The sequence below is a fragment of the Streptomyces sp. Je 1-4 4N24 genome, from assembly GCF_026239515.1.
Lineage (GTDB): Bacteria > Actinomycetota > Actinomycetes > Streptomycetales > Streptomycetaceae > Streptomyces > Streptomyces nigrescens.
Genome location: NZ_CP110836.1, coordinates 6,393,921 through 6,410,336, shown reverse-complemented (window position 1 = coordinate 6,410,336; position 16,416 = coordinate 6,393,921). Strand labels below are relative to the sequence as shown.

15 protein-coding genes and 1 riboswitch are annotated in these 16,416 nt (G+C 69.2%); of the genes, 7 read left to right on the top strand and 8 right to left on the bottom strand.

What is annotated here, in order from left to right; all coding sequences use genetic code 11:
• Positions 1–54: 54 nt before the first annotated feature.
• From SLV14N_RS27980 to SLV14N_RS27970, 3 genes are all read left to right on the top strand, one after another.
• Positions 55–729, top strand: coding sequence for a MarR family winged helix-turn-helix transcriptional regulator (locus tag SLV14N_RS27980; protein WP_263271567.1), 675 nt, complete (start codon positions 55–57; stop codon positions 727–729).
• On the top strand, positions 726–1,574 hold the full coding sequence (locus SLV14N_RS27975; RefSeq protein WP_208684565.1) for an alpha/beta fold hydrolase: 849 nt from the start codon (positions 726–728) through the stop codon (positions 1,572–1,574). The genes SLV14N_RS27980 and SLV14N_RS27975 overlap by 4 nt, the downstream gene beginning before the upstream one ends.
• An 87-nt stretch (positions 1,575–1,661) precedes the next feature.
• Positions 1,662–1,910: riboswitch (cobalamin riboswitch) on the top strand.
• A gap of 30 nt (positions 1,911–1,940) precedes the next feature.
• Positions 1,941–3,077: a HoxN/HupN/NixA family nickel/cobalt transporter gene (locus SLV14N_RS27970; RefSeq protein WP_263273301.1), complete on the top strand. Its 1,137-nt coding sequence runs from the start codon at positions 1,941–1,943 to the stop codon at positions 3,075–3,077.
• A gap of 25 nt (positions 3,078–3,102) precedes the next feature.
• On the opposite strand, the gene SLV14N_RS27965 is transcribed toward SLV14N_RS27970, so the two are convergent.
• The 7 genes from SLV14N_RS27965 to SLV14N_RS27935 all read right to left on the bottom strand — a co-directional run bounded on the left by SLV14N_RS27965 (position 3,103) and on the right by SLV14N_RS27935 (position 9,985).
• Positions 3,103–3,603 carry a VOC family protein gene (locus tag SLV14N_RS27965; protein ID WP_263271565.1) on the bottom strand — a complete coding sequence of 167 codons (501 nt, stop codon included), beginning with the start codon at positions 3,601–3,603 and terminating at the stop codon, positions 3,103–3,105.
• A 183-nt stretch (positions 3,604–3,786) separates the two neighbouring features.
• Positions 3,787–4,338, bottom strand: coding sequence for a DoxX family protein (locus SLV14N_RS27960; RefSeq protein ID WP_208684561.1), 552 nt, complete (start codon positions 4,336–4,338; stop codon positions 3,787–3,789).
• A gap of 176 nt (positions 4,339–4,514) precedes the next feature.
• Entirely contained in the window at positions 4,515–5,312 is a 798-nt protein-coding gene (locus SLV14N_RS27955) for an enoyl-CoA hydratase/isomerase family protein (protein WP_208684559.1), read from the bottom strand.
• Positions 5,309–6,535, bottom strand: a complete 1,227-nt coding sequence (locus SLV14N_RS27950) for a CaiB/BaiF CoA-transferase family protein (RefSeq protein WP_263271563.1) — start codon at positions 6,533–6,535, stop codon at positions 5,309–5,311. The genes SLV14N_RS27955 and SLV14N_RS27950 overlap by 4 nt, the downstream gene beginning before the upstream one ends.
• 48 nt (positions 6,536–6,583) lie before the next feature.
• The gene (locus SLV14N_RS27945) at positions 6,584–7,954 is read right to left on the bottom strand and encodes a M20/M25/M40 family metallo-hydrolase (protein ID WP_263271561.1); all 1,371 of its coding nucleotides are present in this window, start codon (positions 7,952–7,954) and stop codon (positions 6,584–6,586) included.
• Between the two features lie 86 nt (positions 7,955–8,040).
• The gene (locus SLV14N_RS27940; protein WP_208684553.1) at positions 8,041–9,345 is read right to left on the bottom strand and encodes an MFS transporter; all 1,305 of its coding nucleotides are present in this window, start codon (positions 9,343–9,345) and stop codon (positions 8,041–8,043) included.
• A 190-nt stretch (positions 9,346–9,535) separates the two neighbouring features.
• The gene (locus tag SLV14N_RS27935) at positions 9,536–9,985 is read right to left on the bottom strand and encodes an ATP-binding protein (RefSeq protein WP_317633721.1); all 450 of its coding nucleotides are present in this window, start codon (positions 9,983–9,985) and stop codon (positions 9,536–9,538) included.
• A gap of 242 nt (positions 9,986–10,227) precedes the next feature.
• On the opposite strand from SLV14N_RS27935, the gene SLV14N_RS27930 reads away from it, so the two are divergent.
• Positions 10,228–11,127, top strand: a complete 900-nt coding sequence (locus SLV14N_RS27930; RefSeq protein ID WP_208684551.1) for a LysR family transcriptional regulator — start codon at positions 10,228–10,230, stop codon at positions 11,125–11,127.
• 421 nt (positions 11,128–11,548) lie between these two features.
• Here SLV14N_RS27930 and SLV14N_RS27925 read toward each other — a convergent pair whose 3' ends face one another.
• Positions 11,549–12,607: a DUF1152 domain-containing protein gene (locus tag SLV14N_RS27925; RefSeq protein ID WP_259670793.1), complete on the bottom strand. Its 1,059-nt coding sequence runs from the start codon at positions 12,605–12,607 to the stop codon at positions 11,549–11,551.
• A 652-nt stretch (positions 12,608–13,259) separates the two neighbouring features.
• Here SLV14N_RS27925 and SLV14N_RS27920 point away from each other — a divergent pair.
• Genes SLV14N_RS27920 through SLV14N_RS27910 form a run of 3 tightly spaced genes read left to right on the top strand, consistent with a single transcriptional unit; the run spans position 13,260 to position 16,206 of the window.
• Positions 13,260–13,586 carry a WXG100 family type VII secretion target gene (locus SLV14N_RS27920; RefSeq protein WP_208684549.1) on the top strand — a complete coding sequence of 109 codons (327 nt, stop codon included), beginning with the start codon at positions 13,260–13,262 and terminating at the stop codon, positions 13,584–13,586.
• Positions 13,586–14,680 carry a WXG100 family type VII secretion target gene (locus SLV14N_RS27915; protein ID WP_127150659.1) on the top strand — a complete coding sequence of 365 codons (1,095 nt, stop codon included), beginning with the start codon at positions 13,586–13,588 and terminating at the stop codon, positions 14,678–14,680. Before SLV14N_RS27920 ends, SLV14N_RS27915 begins: the two co-directional genes overlap by 1 nt.
• Positions 14,677–16,206 (top strand): DUF3592 domain-containing protein, encoded by a 1,530-nt coding sequence (locus SLV14N_RS27910; protein WP_263271557.1) that lies wholly within the window; start codon positions 14,677–14,679, stop codon positions 16,204–16,206. Before SLV14N_RS27915 ends, SLV14N_RS27910 begins: the two co-directional genes overlap by 4 nt.
• Positions 16,207–16,416 lie beyond the last annotated feature (210 nt).

Genomic DNA, 16,416 nt, shown 5'->3' with positions numbered 1-16,416 from the left:
CCATTCCGCGGAAGACCCCTTCCCAAACGACATCACCGATGTCATCATGACATCATGAGTGTCATTGAGGGGGATATCGAGAGGGATGCCGACGGACCCGCCGGTGGGCACGCCGGCGGTGACGGCGCCGGGGAACCGACGGCCAGCGAAGATCTGCTGTACGACGTCATCCGACGCCTGTGGCCACTGCACCGCACGGTCGTGCGCGCGGTGGAACGCGAGCTGGCCGACACGGGCATGACCGCCGGCGAACACGCACTGCTGGACGCCCTGCACACCGAAGGCCCCCGCACCGTCCCGCAGTTGGCGCGCACGTTGGGGCTCGACCGCCAGCCGGTGCAGCGCTGGGTGAATCACGCCGCGGAGCTCGGCCTGGTCGTGACGGCCCCGAATCCCGCACACCGCCGCTCCTCCCTGATCCGGCTCACCGCCGAAGGCACGGCGGCGATACGCGGGATCCAGCAGTTCGAGGCGACGGAGCTGCGGCAGCGGCTGGCCGACCTGCCCGCCGAGGACGTCCGCACCGCACTGCACGTCCTCGACCGACTCGGCGAGGAATTCCGGCACCTGGCGAACGGCTCGCGCGTTCAACCGGAGGAAACCGACAGTCGGGGCAGTCGGGACAGTCGTGGCAGTGAAGGCAGTAACGGGAGCAACGGCAAGCCTGAAGGTCACGACAGCAGACCTGCCACCACCCCTCTCATGCACAAAGGACGGTCAGGAGCATGACGCAGAGAATCACCGCCTGGTCCGAGATCGACAACGGCCTCGTGCCGGTCGACGAGGGCGAGCTGTTCTACGAGACGGCCGGCTCGGGCCCTGCGGTGGTACTCCTGCACGGCGGCATGCTCGACCAGCACATGTGGGACGAGCAGTTCACCTGGCTGGTCAACTCCGGCCTGCGCGCGATCCGTTACGACTCCCGCGGCCACGGCCTGTCCTCCACCGTGACCGGGGACTACGCCAACCACGACGATCTGTGTGCCCTGCTCGACGCGCTCGATGTCCCCAGCGCGGTCCTCGTCGGCCTTTCCCACGGCGCGCGGGTCGCGCTCGACACCGCCCTCGCCCACCCGGACCGGGTGACGGCCCTCGCGCTCGCCGCCCCCGGGATCAGTGGCCGTGCCTTCACCGACCCCTTCGTCCTGGAGCACATCAAGGAGCAGGTCGCGGCGATCGGCGCACCGGACGGCGCGGAGCGGTATGTCGAGCACTTCCTGCGGATGTGGGTGGACGGGCCCCATCGCGAGCCGTCCGCGGTGCACCCGGGATTCCGCGAACGGATGCGCGCCTCGGCCGCGGCCAATGTGGAGGTCCATGCCGACGGTATGGGTGCCGGTATGCCGCTGGAGGTCGGCGCCGCCGGCCGCCTCGGCGAGATCCGGGTGCCGACGGTCGTGTTCGACGGCGATCTCGACAGCGGTGACATCTCCGCCAACGCCCATGCGATAGCCCTGACCGTCCCGGGCGCCCGAAGAGTCCGAATACCGGGTGCGGCCCATATGGTCAACCTGGAGAACACCCCGCTCTTCGACCACGAACTGCACGCCTTCCTCTGCTCCCTGGACTACTGACCCGCTCCTGGACCACTGACCCACCGCGGGCCGCTCTCCCTCCGCACGGCGGAAACCCCCGCACATCGAGCGCCGTCCGGGCGGCGGCTAGAGTGGCCGGGCCGTGGTGTTCGGGAAGCCGGTGACGGACCCTTGTGGTCCCAGTCCGGAGCGGCCCTCGCCACTGTGATCGGGGAGTTTCCACCCCTTCCGCAGGTGCCTGGCGCGCCTGCGGCGCCACTGACCGCAGCCCGCGGCCGGGAAGGCGGGGGCGGAAGCGGGCACCTTCCCCCAAGCTCTGAAGGAGCAGGGTGGTACCCCCAAGCCAGGAGACCGGCCACGGCATCTCACGAACTGATCCACGAGGTGCTGGAGCGTGACCGCCGGATGGCCCTGTCCACCGATACCCCGAACACCCCTGCCCCGGCCGCGTTCCGCTGGCGCCGGCAGGACACCCTCCGCACCGCGGGCCTGATGGCCGTCATAGCCGGGCTGCATGTCGTCGCCTTCGGCGTGCTCTTCCTGCTCGTGGTCCCGCACCACTACTCCGTCGGCAGCCAGGTCTTCGGCGTCGGGCTCGGCGTCACCGCGTACACCCTCGGTATGCGGCATGCCTTCGACGCCGATCACATCGCCGCGATCGACAACACCACCCGCAAGCTGATGGCCGACGGCAAGCGTCCGGTCTCGGTCGGCTTCTGGTTCGCCCTCGGACACTCCAGCGTGGTCGTGGCGATGGCGGCCCTCGTGGCCGGCGGCGCCCAGCTGGCCGGCACGCTGCTCGACGACGAGTCCCGTACGCACCAGATCCTGGGCACCGTCGGCACCACGGTCTCGGGAACGTTCCTCTACCTCATCGCCGCCCTCAACCTCGTCGCGCTGGCCGGGATCTGGCGGGTCTTCCGCGGGATGCGCGAGGGCCGCTACGACGAGGCCGAACTGGAGCAGCGCCTCGATGCGCGCGGCTTCATGAACCGCTTCCTGGGGCGGTTCACCCGCTCCATCTCCCGCCCCGGCCAGATGTTCCCGCTCGGCTTCCTCTTCGGCCTCGGCTTCGACACCGCGACCGAGGTGACCCTGATGGTGATGGCGGGCAGCGGCGCCGCGGCGGGCCTGCCCTGGTACGCGCTCCTGTGCCTGCCGCTGCTGTTCGCCGCGGGCATGAGCCTGTTCGACACCCTCGACGGCACCTTCATGAACTTCGCCTACCAGTGGGCGTTCTCCAACCCGGTGCGCAAGGTCTACTACAACCTCACCATCACCGGTCTGTCGATCGCCGTCGCCTTCTTCATCGGCACCATCGAGCTGGTGACCGTGCTGCACGACAAGCTCGGCCTCAACGACGCGCTGACCGGCTGGATTTCCGGCCTCGACCTCGACAATGCCGGCTTCATCATCGTCGGCCTGTTCGTGGTGGTGTGGGCCGCGGCGCTGGCGTACTGGCGGCTGGCCGGCGTCGAGAAGCGCTGGGCGGCGCGGGCCGGGCGAGCGGAGCCGGCGGAGCAGGCCACGCCCGGTACCTGAGGAAGCTCGGGCCGCCCGGGGCCCCTCAGGTGGCCGAGCCGGCGGCGGCGCCCGTCTCCCGGTCCGGGCCCCAGCGCTCCAGCGCCGCCCCCAGATCGAGGGGCAGCAGCCGGTCCGGCAGGTCCGGGCCCGGCCAGTCCTCCCGCGGGACCCGCCACATCACCTCGAACTCGTTGCCGTCCGGGTCCTTGGCGTACAGCGACTTGGCGACGAGGTGATCGCTGGAGCCCACCAGGGCGCCTCGCTCGGTGAGCCGCGTCCGGGCCGCGACGAGTTCGCCGAGGGTGCCGACCTCCCAGGCCAGGTGGTACAGCCCGACCCGCCCGGCCTCGGGCCCCGGCGCGTCCGGTGCCACCGCGAACAGCCCCAGATCATGATCGTTGTGTGAGCCGGGAGCGCTGAGAAACGCGGCCCGCCCCGGTATCTCGACATCCACCGCCAGCCCGAGGGCCTCGGTGTAGAACGCCACCGACCGCGGCACATCGCGGACGTTGAGCACCGCGTGGTTCAGACGTCGTACGGACATGGAGCCTGTTCTCCGATCTCCCGGCCGCGACACCACCGTGGCGCCGCCCCCTGCTTCTGCTCTACCTCGCACACCCGGCCGCTGCCCAGGGCCGGCCGGTATCCGACCGGCCGGCGTCCGGACCATGGCGCACTCCCGGTACCCCCGCGGCAAGGCAGCCGCCCCCGGGACTCATCCCAAGCGTCACTTCCGGACCAGCAGCACCCCGGCGGCCATCACCACACCCAGCAGCAGCGCGAGCAGGCCATGGACCGGCCGAGCTGCACGCAGGCCGGGCAGGAGACGGTCGATGGCGTAGCGGCCGGGCCCGGTCAGCGTGAGTGCCGCCGCACCGACGGTCAGCAGCAGCTCGTACTCCACCCCCTTGGGTGCGAAGAAGCCGCCGCCCCACTTCACGGCAAGGGCATTGATCATCGTGCCGACGACCGCCGCACCGGCCAGCGGCGTGAGCAGCCCGGCCGCCAGCCCGAGCCCGCCGAGCGTCTCGGTGAGGCCGGCGACGACAGCCATCGTCCTGCCCGCCGGATATCCGCTCATCGTGAAGAACTGCCCGGTCCCGTCCAGTCCCGGTCCGCCGAACCAGCCGAAGAGCTTCTGGGCGCCGTGGGCCGCCATGGTCAGTCCGAGCGCGAGGCGCAGCAGGAGGAGCCCGGCGTCGTAGCCGCGCGGAGAGGGGGCAGATCGTGTGGGGATGGCGAGGCGCGAGGACGCGAGGGTGCCGAGGGGGGACGTCATCAGGGGCGCTCTTTCGCATGTCGGGGGCGGCCCCGCGAGGCCGCGACAGTTACTTGAAACTTCAAGTCACGCCTCCGACGATACACAGCGCCCCCACGGCGAACAACAGGGCGTGCGGCGGGGGCATGCGGCGGGTCCGAGGCCATCACCTCGCACCCGCCGCACGTCATCCCTGCTCAGGGCCCGAAGGGCGGCTCCGGTGGGACTGCCGCCGGCTGCTGCCCGAGAAACGCGGCGATCGCCTGGCCGAAGTGCGACCGCGCCACCGCCGGCCGGGGATTGACGGCGGTGGCCTGCCGCTGCGGTCCCAGCACGGCACCGACCGCCAGCTTGGCGGCGTGGATCGCCGCCGGCGGCTGCGCGGCGACCGCAGCGGTGAGCCGGCCCGTGCGGTCGGTGAGTTGCGCCTCGGGAACCTGGTGGTCGGCCAGTCCGAGCTCCACCGCCGTGCGGGCGTCGACCAACCGGCCGGTGTAGAGCAACTCCCGTGCCACGGACGGGCCGGTCAGGGCGACCATGCGGGCGGCGAACGCGGGGCTGGCGAGGATGCCGAGCCGGGCGATCGGCATCCCGATCCGGGCGGAATCCGCCATCAGCCGCAGGTCGCAGGCGAGGGCGAGCTGGCATCCCGCACCGGCGGCGACCCCGCGGATCTCGGCGACCACCGGGACGGGGCACTCCTCGATCGCGGAGAACGCCTCTTCCATGTGCGCAAAGGACTCCTCGACGTAGGCGGGGTCCGCATCCACCCAGTCGGTCATGTCGGAGCCGGCGCAGAACGTGTCGCCGTGCCCGCGGATCACCAGCACCCGCAGCGACCGGCACGCCCCCAGTTCCCTGACCTGGCGGGCCAGCCGCACCCAGGCCTCGCCGGGGAGGGCATTGCGCCGGCTGCCGTCACCGATCCGGATCTGGGCGACCGCCCCGGTCCGGAAGGTCGCGATGGTGACGTCGGGGGCGGGTACGGCGGTCACTTCGCGGCCTTTCGCGCGCGCAACTCGGCCAACTGCCCCGGGTCGACCCCCATGGCGGTCAGCACGGGCGCAGTGTGCTCCCCGTGCCGGGGCGGCGGGGTACGCACGGTCGCCGGGTGGTCGGACAGCTTGATCGGCGAGGCGATGGTGCGCAGGGTGCCGGCACCGGTGTGCTCGAGTTCGGCGACCATGCCGCGCGCGACGACCTGGGGGTGCCGCAGCGCCTCGTCGACGGTGTTGATCGGCCCGACCGGTATCTCCGCCTCGGTCAGGAGCCCGGCCCACTCCTTGGCGCCGCGGGCGCTCAGCGCGCGCTCGATCAGCGGGAGCAGCTCCGCACGGTGGCGGACCCGGTCGGGGTTGGTCGCGAACCGTGGGTCGTCGACGAGCCCGGCGAGCCCGATCGCGGTGGCGAAGCGGCGCCACAGCCCGTCGTTTCCCGCGGCGACCATGAGGTGACCGTCGGCGGTGGGGAACGCCTGGTAGGGCACGATCGTCGGATGGGCCGACCCGTAGCGCTGCGGGACGCTCCCGGAGGCGAAGTACCCGCCGGCGACATAACTCAGCCAGGCCACCTGGCCGTCCAGCAGCGAGACATCGACCCACTCGCCGGTGCCGGTGTGCTCGCGGTTGCGGAGGGCGGCGAGGACGCCGATGGCGGCCCACATTCCGGCGGCCAGATCGGCCGGGGAGACCCCGAAGCGCACCGGGGGCCCGGTGGGTTCGCCGGTCACGCTCATGACGCCGCTGACCGCCTGCGCGATCGCGTCGTAGCCCGGCTCGTTCCGGTACGGCCCGGTCTGCCCGTACCCGCTGATCGAGGCGTACACCACGGCGGGGTTGCGGTCGCGGACGTCCTGGTAGCCCAGCCCGAGGCGGGCCGCGGTACCGGGCCGGAAGTTCTCCACGATCACATCGGCGGTGGTGGCCAGCTCCTGTATCAGGCGCAGGCAGTCGGGGTCCTTGAGGTCGACCGCGATTCCGCGCTTGTTGCGGTTGACGCTGTGGAAGTACGCCGCGTCCTCGCCCTGGAAGGGGGGACCCCAGGCGCGGGTGTCATCGCCGGAGACGGTGTCCTCGACCTTGATCACATCAGCGCCCAGGTCGGCCAGCACCATGGTGCAGAACGGCCCGGACAGGATGCGGGACAGATCGAGGACCTTCAGGCCGGTGAGGGCACCGTCGTGAACGAGCCAGGGCTGGGGGTGTGGTGTGGTGCGCATTGCGGTGTCACGCCTCTGTTCCAGTGGGTTTCGCCGGGTGGCCGGACGTCAGGCGCCCAGTTCGAGCAGGAGCTCCATGCAGATGGCGGTGGCGTCGAGGAAGTAGTCGACGCGGAGGTTCTCGTTGGGCGCGTGGTTGGCCTGGTCGGCGTTGGCCAGCGGCAGGCCGATGCTGGGCACACCGAGGATCCCGGTGAAGACCCAGTCGGGAAGCGTGCCGCCATAGGCGGGGATCAGCAGCGGATCACGCCCGGTCACCCGGGAGATGGCCCGCGCCACCCTGGGCGTATGGGGGTTGTCGATCGAGGTCCGGGACGCCGGTACCCCACCGACCATGGTGACCGTCACCTCGGGGGCATGGGCCCGCAGATGTGCGGCCACCCGCTCGAAGACGGTCTGCGGGTCCTGACCCGCCGTCAGCCGGATGTCGACGCCCGCCTCCGCGCTGTCGGGAATGATGGTCCGGTCCACATCTCCCGTGGTGATCCCATTGATCGTGAGCGTGGGACGGTCGGCCAGCCGCTCATAGAAGGACAGCCCGTTGAACGCGGGGTCCATCTCGGTGAGTCCGATGTCCCCGAGGACTTCCTGCAGGTCGAGCGGGAGCGCGGCGAACGCGGCACGGTCGGCGTCGGACAGCGGTTCCCGGCCGTCCTCGAAGCCCTCGACGAGGACCCGGCCGCTGGAGTCCTTGAGACTGGCCAGCGCCTGGACCAGCTGCCATGCCGGGTTGGGCGCGACATTGCCGAAGTTGCCGGAGTGCAGCGGACGGCTCGCACCGGTCGCGCCGAGCCGGAGCTGGAGCATGCCGCGGACCCCGTGCGAGACGCACCATTCACCGGACTCATGCACCGAACGGTCGCTCCAGACCACGAGATCGCAGTCGAACAGGTCCCGGTGCGCGCGCAGGGTGTCCGCCAGTGTGGGGCTGCCGATCTCCTCCTCACCGTCGAGCAGCACCGTGACCGTGCAGGGGAGCGCGCCGACGTGCTCGTCGAAGAGGCGCAGCGCCTGCAGGTGCGCATAGTGCTGCCCCTTGTTGTCACCGGTGCCGCGCCCCCAGATCCGCCCGTCCCGCAGGACGGGGGTGAAGGGTTCGGAGTCCCACTTCTCGCGTGGCCCGGCCGGCTGGACGTCGTAGTGACCGTAGAGCAGGACGTGGGGCGCTCCCGCCGGGCCCGCGCGATGGCCGACCACCAGCGGCCGGCCCTTGCCGACGAGCACCGACGGGGTCAGGCCGGCCCGCTTGACCTCTTCGACGGCGACATCGGTCGCGGCGGGAAACCCCTCGCCGGTCGCGCTCACACTGGGATGGCTGACGTACTCCATCAGTCCGGCGATGAGTTCGTCCTGACACCCCTGCACGAGTTCGCGCGGCGTGGCGGGGAGTTGGGCGCGGATCGTGGAAGCGTCCGTCATCGTTGACCTCGTTCTTTCCTGGGCGCTGTCGGGCGTGGTGCCCGTCAGGCGGGGGGCGTCGGGCGGTGCGGAGTGCGGCCTGGGCGTCAGCGCAGGGCGAGGAAGCGGCGGCTGGCCAGCAGGGAGGCGATGCTCAGAGCGCCGGCCACCATGATGTAGAAGCTGGGCGAGAGGTGGCTGCCGGTGGCGGCGATCATCCAGGTGATGACCACGGGCGCGAAGCCGCCGAAGGACATCACGCCGATGTTGTAGCTGAGGGACAGACCGGTGCCGCGGGTCGCGGTCGGGAAGGCCTCGGACATCAAGGCGGGCAGCGCACCGAAGTAGCAGGCCTTCAAGAGGCCGAGAACGAGCATCACCACGCCCATGACCAGCAGCGACGGGCTGCCCGAGAGCAGCAGGAACAGCGGGTAGATGCTGAGGATCATGGCCGTCCCGGCAATGAGCATGATCTTGATGCGGCCTACCCGGTCCGAGAGATGACCGATCAGGGGCGTGACGGTCGTCAGTGCCACGCCGGACACCGCCGCCCCGATGAAGCCGGCGGAGGACGGCAGACCGAGGACCTCGTGTGCGTAGGTCGGCATGTAGACGATCACGTACGTCACCGCGGTGGACATCACCAGCGCACCGACCATGAGGAGCACCGGCAGCTTCTGGGTCCGGAGTACCTGGCGGACCGGGGTCGTCGCGACCTCTCCCGCTTCGGCGGTGCCGACGAATGCGGTGGTCTCCGGGACATGGCGGCGGATCAGGTACCCCACCGGGCCGATCAGCAGGCCGACGATGAACGGAATGCGCCAGCCCCAGGAATCCAGCTGCGCTCCGGAGAGGCTCAGGCTGAGTACGGTGCCGAATGTCGCGGCCAGCAGTGTCGCCAGGCCCTGCGAGGCGAACTGCCAACTCGCCATGAATCCCCGCCGGTCGTCGGACTGTTCGGCCAGAAAGGCCGTCGCGCTGCCGAACTCACCACCCGCCGAGAATCCTTGGAGCAGACGGGCCACCAGAATCAGCAGCGGTGCGGCAATGCCGATGGATTCATAGGTGGGCATCACGGCGATCAGCAAAGTGCCGATCATCATGAGCCGAATGGTGAGCAGCAGCGCGGCCTTCCGACCGGTGCGGTCCGCGTACGTTCCCAGGACCAGCGCGCCCAATGGCCTGACCAGATACGAGACCCCGAACGTGCCGAAGGCGAGCATCAGGGACACCGTCGGATCACTGGAGGGGAAGAATGCCTTGGAGATCGAAGCCGCGAAGAATCCGTACGAGGTCAGGTCGTACCATTCGAGCGTGTTCCCAGCGGTGGCCGCGAGCACGGCATTCCGTGCGCGGCGCTTGCTGACGGGCTTCTCGGCATTCATCTGACCTGTCTCTCTAGCGGTCGTCATGAGTGTTACTCCCTCGGGTCGAGCAGGCGAACTGTCGCGCAGGGTGGTACCGCCGATGGACGAGTCAGAAGCGGAAGAGACGGGCTCCGTGAACTCGTTGAGCGATGACGCTAGAGGCACCGGATCGTTCGCACAATCGCAACTTCTAGAACACCTGATTGCCCAAAAAGCAACGACCGGGTGAACAGCCTCACGCCGCGGGAAGGTCCGCCCACCGCGTGATCCCGCCGGGGTCGACACGGGTACCGTGCCGGGCAGCCAGGGCCATGACGATGGCGTTTCCACGGCCGTGTTCGGCCGGGTGCCAGCCGTCGGCAGGCCGGGGTACGGGCACGGCGGGACCCGCATCGGTGACCTCGATACGCAGCGCACGAGGCTCTTCGGCCGCCGTCCGCGACATCTGCAGCACGGCCGGAGGAAGGGCATGAGTGACCGCGTTGGTGACCAGTTCCGAGATCACCAGGACCGCGTCCTCAATGGTGGTGGCAGGCAGGTTCCAGCCGGTCAGTACGGTGTGCGCACGTCGGCGCACCAGGCCTACGGCCTCCGGGATGTGCGGCAGCGGAAAGAGGAATTCCGCGTCCCGCCGCGGCATCGCATGCGAGCCGGAGTATTCACTGCTGGGGGCTGTCGCATTCATCGTTTTTCCCCTGCCTCGGCTGCCTGCGGGGAGGATGCACACCTGAGCGGCTAAGGGGACTCTGGGCCGACCGTTGATCAACGAGTTCGCCGTGCGAGAGGCGCTATTCCGTCTTACGGTCCGCCCGGCCGGGTGAGCCCGCAGGGCATATGACGAAGGTAGGCACGGGCCGACCATTCACGCAATCGCAATTTATAGAACAAATCGTTGCCCAGAAGACAATGCCGCCATATGCTGACGGCATGCTGAACAGTCCGGCTCTTGAGTACTTCCTCGAAGTTGTCCGCACCGGCTCGGTCAACGAGGCGTCCAGGCGACTGCTGGTCGCAGGCTCGGCCATCAGCCGGCAGATCGCAAAACTCGAGCAGGAAATCGGTGTGGCGCTGTTCGAGCGCCGCCCGCGCGGAATGGTGCCGAGTGAGGCCGGCACCCTCCTGGCCGCTTATGCGCGCCGCGCCGCACTGGAAACCGATCAGGTGCTCGCGGAAATCCGCGGCCGCGGCCGGCTGGGGACCATTGTCCGGGTGGCGAGTTCACAGGGCGCCTCACAGGAATTCCTCCCGGCCGCCATGGCCTCCTTCCGCAAGGACCATCCGGGCACCACCTTCCAACTCCCCGTGGTCACCCCCTCATTGGCCACCCAAATGGTCCAGGACGGCTCGGTCGACCTGGCCGTCACCTTCAGCCTCGCGCCCGCTCCCGACGTCCGCGTCATACACGCCCAGCGGGCCCCGATCCAGGCCCTGGTCCGATCCGACCACCCCCTCGCCGAGCGCGACGAGATCCACCTGCACGAACTCCTCCCCTATCCGGTCGCGCTCAGCGAGGAAGGCACGACGAACCGGCGCCTCTTCGACCTCTGCTGCTCGATCGAGGGCATCGCCTTCGAACCCCTGCTGGTCAGCTCCAGCTCCGGCGCCCTGTCGGCCTTCGTCAAAGAGGCCAACGCCGTCTCACTGATCGGCCACATCAGCGTCCATGAACGCCTACACGTCGATGGCCTGAAGGCCATCACGATCCTCAACCCGGAAATGCACCTCCGCACCCTCCAGATCCAGGCCATGGTCGGCCGCCAGCTCCCCGCAGTGGTGAACGAGTTCGCCGACCACCTCATCCATCAACTCGGCGAAACGGAGGTGTAACGACAGCGACCAAACCGGGTCCGCCTTTCCCCCGTCACCAGACCCCTCACCCCTCCCCAAGGGCTGCCCGACCGGGGCGTAGCCGATAAGGCGCTCTTGACGGCTCACATCCCGCTGACCCGCTCACACCGGAAGCGCGAGATCAACGAGCTGATACACATGGTCAGCAGCTTCCGACCACTTGACGAGGATGTCGCGGTCGATCAAAAGGATGCCGTGCCGGGCCCCCACTCGGCGGCGTCCCGCGTAAATCTCCCGTTGGTGACGACCATGGATTCGCCGGCTTCATAGACCGCGCCGGCAGTTCCGTTGATCTTTCGCGGAGTACCTGCAGATCCATCTTCCGGTTCTCGCCCCCAAGCCTTTGGGCCTCTTCCCCGTGACGCCTTATTTGACGCCGTACGAGGCATGAGTGACGAGCTCATCCGCTTCCCGGTTCTCCGGACCCCCACGAGAGCCGCCAGAGCGGCGCCTGGTACTGCTCCGGCCGGCTGCTGAGAAGCAGTGCCCTGAGGTCTTGGCGCTGGTTGACGCCGAGGCCGCATGCCTCGGTGAGGCGGCGGAATGTGGTGTGGGTGATTCCGCGGGCCCGGGCGTCGGCCTCGAACTCGTCGAGTTGCCGGAGTACGGCTTCCGGGTCGATCTTCCGGGCGGGCCGGCCGCCGAACGCACCGGCCTTGTTGCGTTCGGCGTCGATTTCGGAGAAGCCGCAGATCTCGCGGCTGTGCTGCTCGACCTGATGCAGGTTCTCCGTGGCGAGAATGGCGCGGGCGAGCTGGTTGCGGTCGAGGGCTTCGTCGAGGTCGGCCTCGTACACGACGGGGCCTTCGTCGGTGAGCGGGACCGGCAGGCCGGTATCCCGCACTTCGCACAGGCCACGGGCGCCCCGCGCGGTGGCGGCGAGCATGGCCGTCGCCTCGGAGGGGTGCCACTCCAGTACCGAGCTGACGGGCGTGACGTGCTCGGCCGTGAGGGTCAGGGCAACGGGGCCCAGGCGGCCGTGCAGGGCGTCGGCGGGGAGTTCGCCGTCGAGGCCGGGGCCGGCGACCAGGAGCCGTACGGGGAAGTTGAGTTCGCAGCACGCCGCGAGGGTGAGGGCATCGGCGAGGGGGCTGCGGAGAGTCGGCTCGTCGCCCTGGGCGAGGATGTCGCCGCCCACATCCAGGAGGTCGACGGAGTCAGGCTCCAAGTACTGGACGAGCTCTTCGAGTTGGCGCACCATGCCCTCGGCGCCGTGGTGCGGATCGATGAGCGCGAAGGTCTGCCGGAGCTCTGCGGCCAGCCTGGGCAGTGTCGAGCCCGCGGGAGCAATCGGCGCCGCGTCGGCGGGGACCGTCGGGACGCTTCGGGTCAGGGGGCGGAGGCCGGTGAAGTTGGCCGGCCCCCGGGGGCCCGGAACGGGATCGATCAGGAGACGGTCCCACGCGTAGGTGAGAACCGTCGCCGGGGTCTCGCCGCCGTAGAGGGCGGCATCCAGCATCGCGGCGGCGACAGCATCGCCGCCGCCCCCTGCTGCCACGATCACGCGCGTCACATCTGTCAGCGTACGGGCTGCCGCACCAGCCCGCCGGGACCAGCGACGCGACGACCCGCGAAGGAGCGACGCCAAGCGCGTCGGTGCGGCCGGGCATTCCCCGACTGCGGCAGGCCGGCGGGCGGCGGCGGCGACCGCACCCTCCCCCGGCAAATACTCCGGCGAGATACCCCGCGCTTACCTCAGCGCCTTTTCGACCAGCGTCTTTTCGACCAGCGTCTATGCACCATCAACCAGCGAGGTAAGGGGATTTGGCCGACTACACCTCATCCGGGACACCGGATGCGGCTGAAGTCCATGGGCATCCACGGGGGCACCGACGGGCCACTCACACGACATTACCCTTCGTGTGCAGTTGATAACCGGCAGAAAAAGAAACGCCGCGTGATCAACATCCAGCAACATATGACGGGTCGTCCGAAACGACAGACCAAGCCGACAATTCACCCAGACACCGAACTCTCCGCATAATGCGAAGCATTCGATTCCGCGAACGCTTCCAGCCTTGCGACGCCTGGGCCTTGCCCCTACCCTTACTCCAGTTATAGGTCAGAAAACTGACCAACCGGGGATTTCACCAACGAAGCGCGAGGCTAGCGTGTCCGACGAGGTATTTGTCGACTCCGCCGCACTACGGAAGCTGGCAAAAAGTTTCGAAACGCATGCCTATGACCTGCAGAGCCATCTGAAAAGCTTCTCCCAGAAAACAGGAGAGGAAGCAATCGGCGACGGATTCGGCGTACTCACCGAATCCGAGGAGGTCACCTCTTCCTACATTGACTATTCGAAAGACGTGAGCGCGGCGATGGAGAAGGTCCATCGTCATTTGGATGAAATCGGTGCCGCACTCCAGCAGGTCACACGCAACACCGAGACCAACGATGACAACGTCTCAGCGCTCTTCGGCCACAAGGGGGGCCACTGATGAGTGACGACGAGTCGGTGGCCGAAAAGGTCTTCGAGGTCGGCATCGAGGCGATCAACCCCGGTGGCAGGCCCGATGTCCTGAGAGCGGCGGCCGCGGGCTGGCGGTCGCTGGCGAGCGAAGCGGAGGAGATGTTCTCCAAGCTCGACCGGGAGGTGAAGGGGACCGTCGGGGAGACCTGGCGCGGCCCGGCAGCCGAGGCGTTCCAGAACCACTGGAAGCAGCTCAAATCGGCGATCGACGATACGACCGGCGAGTTCGAGGAGTGCGCAAAGGGGCTGGATGAAGCCGCGAAGAGCATCGAAGAGATCAACGATGAGATCCATGGCATCTACGCGGAAATCGGCATTTCGGTAGCCGTGTCCGCCGCGACGTCCCTCTTCAGCTTCGGCCTCTCCACGGCCGCCGGCGCCGCCCGTGTCGCGCAGCTGGCATCGAGGGCGGTTGCGGCCGCCGGCCGTTTGGGCGTACTGCTCCAGCGGGTGGCCTCGATCTTCCGCACTCTCTACGCGGGCCGAAAAGGGAAGATTGTCCTCGACGCTCTCGCCAACTGGGCCGGAGGCACGGCAGGCGGTGTGGCGACCAGCGTTCTGAGCGGCAAGGGCCCCGAGTGGAGGACGAATGCCCTGGGTGGACTCGGGGGCGCCACCTTGGGAACCGGCGCCGGTAAGGTCGCGGAAAACCTGATGGGAAACCGCGTGGGCAAGACGTTCGTGACCGGCGCCGCGGGGGGCGCCGTGGGCGGCGTTACCGGTGATGCCCTGGATGCCGCCTTCGATAAAGAGAAAGAATTCGATCCCGCGTCCTCTGCAATCACTGCCGTAACCGGCGCAGCCGCCGGCGGTGGAGCCGCCGAAGGAGTCAGCTTCCAGCGCGCCTTCGATATCCGGCCGACCCATGCGGGACGCGATCTCGCGCAGGACGTCGCCATGAATTCGGCCGTACCCGTTTTCGGTGGTCCGGCGGGGAACGACGCCAAGGACGGCGTCGAAAACGTCTCCGGGTCCTCCGATGAAGCCCAGGCCGCCGCCAAGAAGCGCACGGACAGCCTGGGAACGTCCGGTACGGACCGGATCGAGGACGTCTTCGGATGACGGTGAACGAACGTACGGCGAAAGGCCCGTCGGAGGAAGGGCCGTCGGCGGAAGAGGCATCGGGAGAAGGGCCGCCGAGGGAAGGGGCGGTGCGCGCGGGGCGGACAACCCGCCGGCTGGCCGAGGTGATTGCCGTGGTGGGATCCCCGGCGCTCGTGGCCGTCCCGACGATCTGGATGTTCTGCACCGATGAACAGGCACGGCAGTGGGGCATCGTGGCAAGCCTGGCCGTGCTCCTCGGCTGTCTGGCCGCGGTGGCGCTCCGGCAGCGCGGTACCGGACACCGGAGCGGCGCGGACACCTTTGCCGAGCTGCGGCCGGTGCCCGCCCATACACCGCACGCCTCCGGTCCGCCCGCCCTCCCCGCCCGGCTCCCCACCCGGTGGCCCGCGCAACTGCGGGGCGCCGCTGCGGTGTTCTGCTGCACGACCGCTTTCCTGGGGTTCGTAGCACTCGCGGCAGGAGATGCCGAACGGCCGGCTCCGGTCGACGGGATCGCCGCGGCGGGCGGAGTCATCCAGGACGTACGGGTGACGAGCGTACGGAACAGCGAGCGGCACAACCCGAGCCGTGGAAAGGACTTCTACACCGCCACCTCCGTGGTCGCCCTCCCCGAGGCGAGGACCGGCCGCAGCTTCCCGGCCACGGTGTCCACGCATACGCCGCAACCGCTGCGTCCCGGCTCCGAGGTGACGGTCCTGTACGCACCGTCGAAGCCCGGCCTGGGCGCCGTCCAGGGAAAGCCGGGGCCGCTGCGTGCGTCACTGGAGGGCGCCCCGCTCGCTCCGGGAGCTAGGACGGCCCTGCTCCTCATCTGGCTCCTGGGCGCCGGATTCTTGGGCGGCCTGCAATTCCTGCACTCCGGCGGGTTCCGGACGCTCACGCGCTGGACGAAATACGACCGGACGGTACGCGGACGCTGCACGGCAGACGGCATTTCCCAGCTCGCTCCGGCCACGGAACAGTCCGGCCGTAAGGGAGCGTCGAGAAAGCTCGACCAACTGGTGATCGCGACGGACGGCGGGGAGGTGCGCTTCGTCCTGGACGGGGCCACCGACGGATACGCCGAGCAGCTGGGCGCGGAACCGCTGTGGCTGTGCTGGCGGGCGCGGCAAAAGGCCGGTCAGCAGCTGACGCCTGCCGTACTCGTCGGCGATTCCGGCTGGGCCCTGCACGGCCAGATGGTCCTCACGGAGGCCGAGCGACTCGCCGAGAACGAAACCGCAACTCCCGGCGGAGCCGCGGCTCCGGTCGACGCTCAGCGGGAGGTACAGGCCTGGGACCCACGCGCCGGCTGGCCGCTGCGCGCCGGGCGCGGCGCAATGATCGCCGCAGCCGTCGCCCTGGTCCTGGCAGGACTGCTGGCCACGACCTCGCTGGGCGCCGCACGTTGGTGGGCAGCGGCCGGTGGCGTCCTGTGCCTGCTCGGCGCGGTCGCGGCAGAGACACTGTCGACAGCCTGGCGGGCAACAGCACCCAACGGCACAAGCGAAGAGAGCCCGCCCTCCTCCGCGACAACGCGGTAGACGGGCGCGCACACAAGGAAACAAGCGCAAGGGGCTGCCGACCGGCTTCCCTGCCCGGTCGGCAGCTTTCCTGTGGCCAGGTACTGCGGGGCGTGGCCGCGCTGCTCCACCAGCGTCTGGTCAACCATCGTGATCAAGCAATTGCCGATCCTGTCGACGAGCAGATCAGACGGCCGAACCCAGACCGGACCAGCCCGGACGGTCCATCTG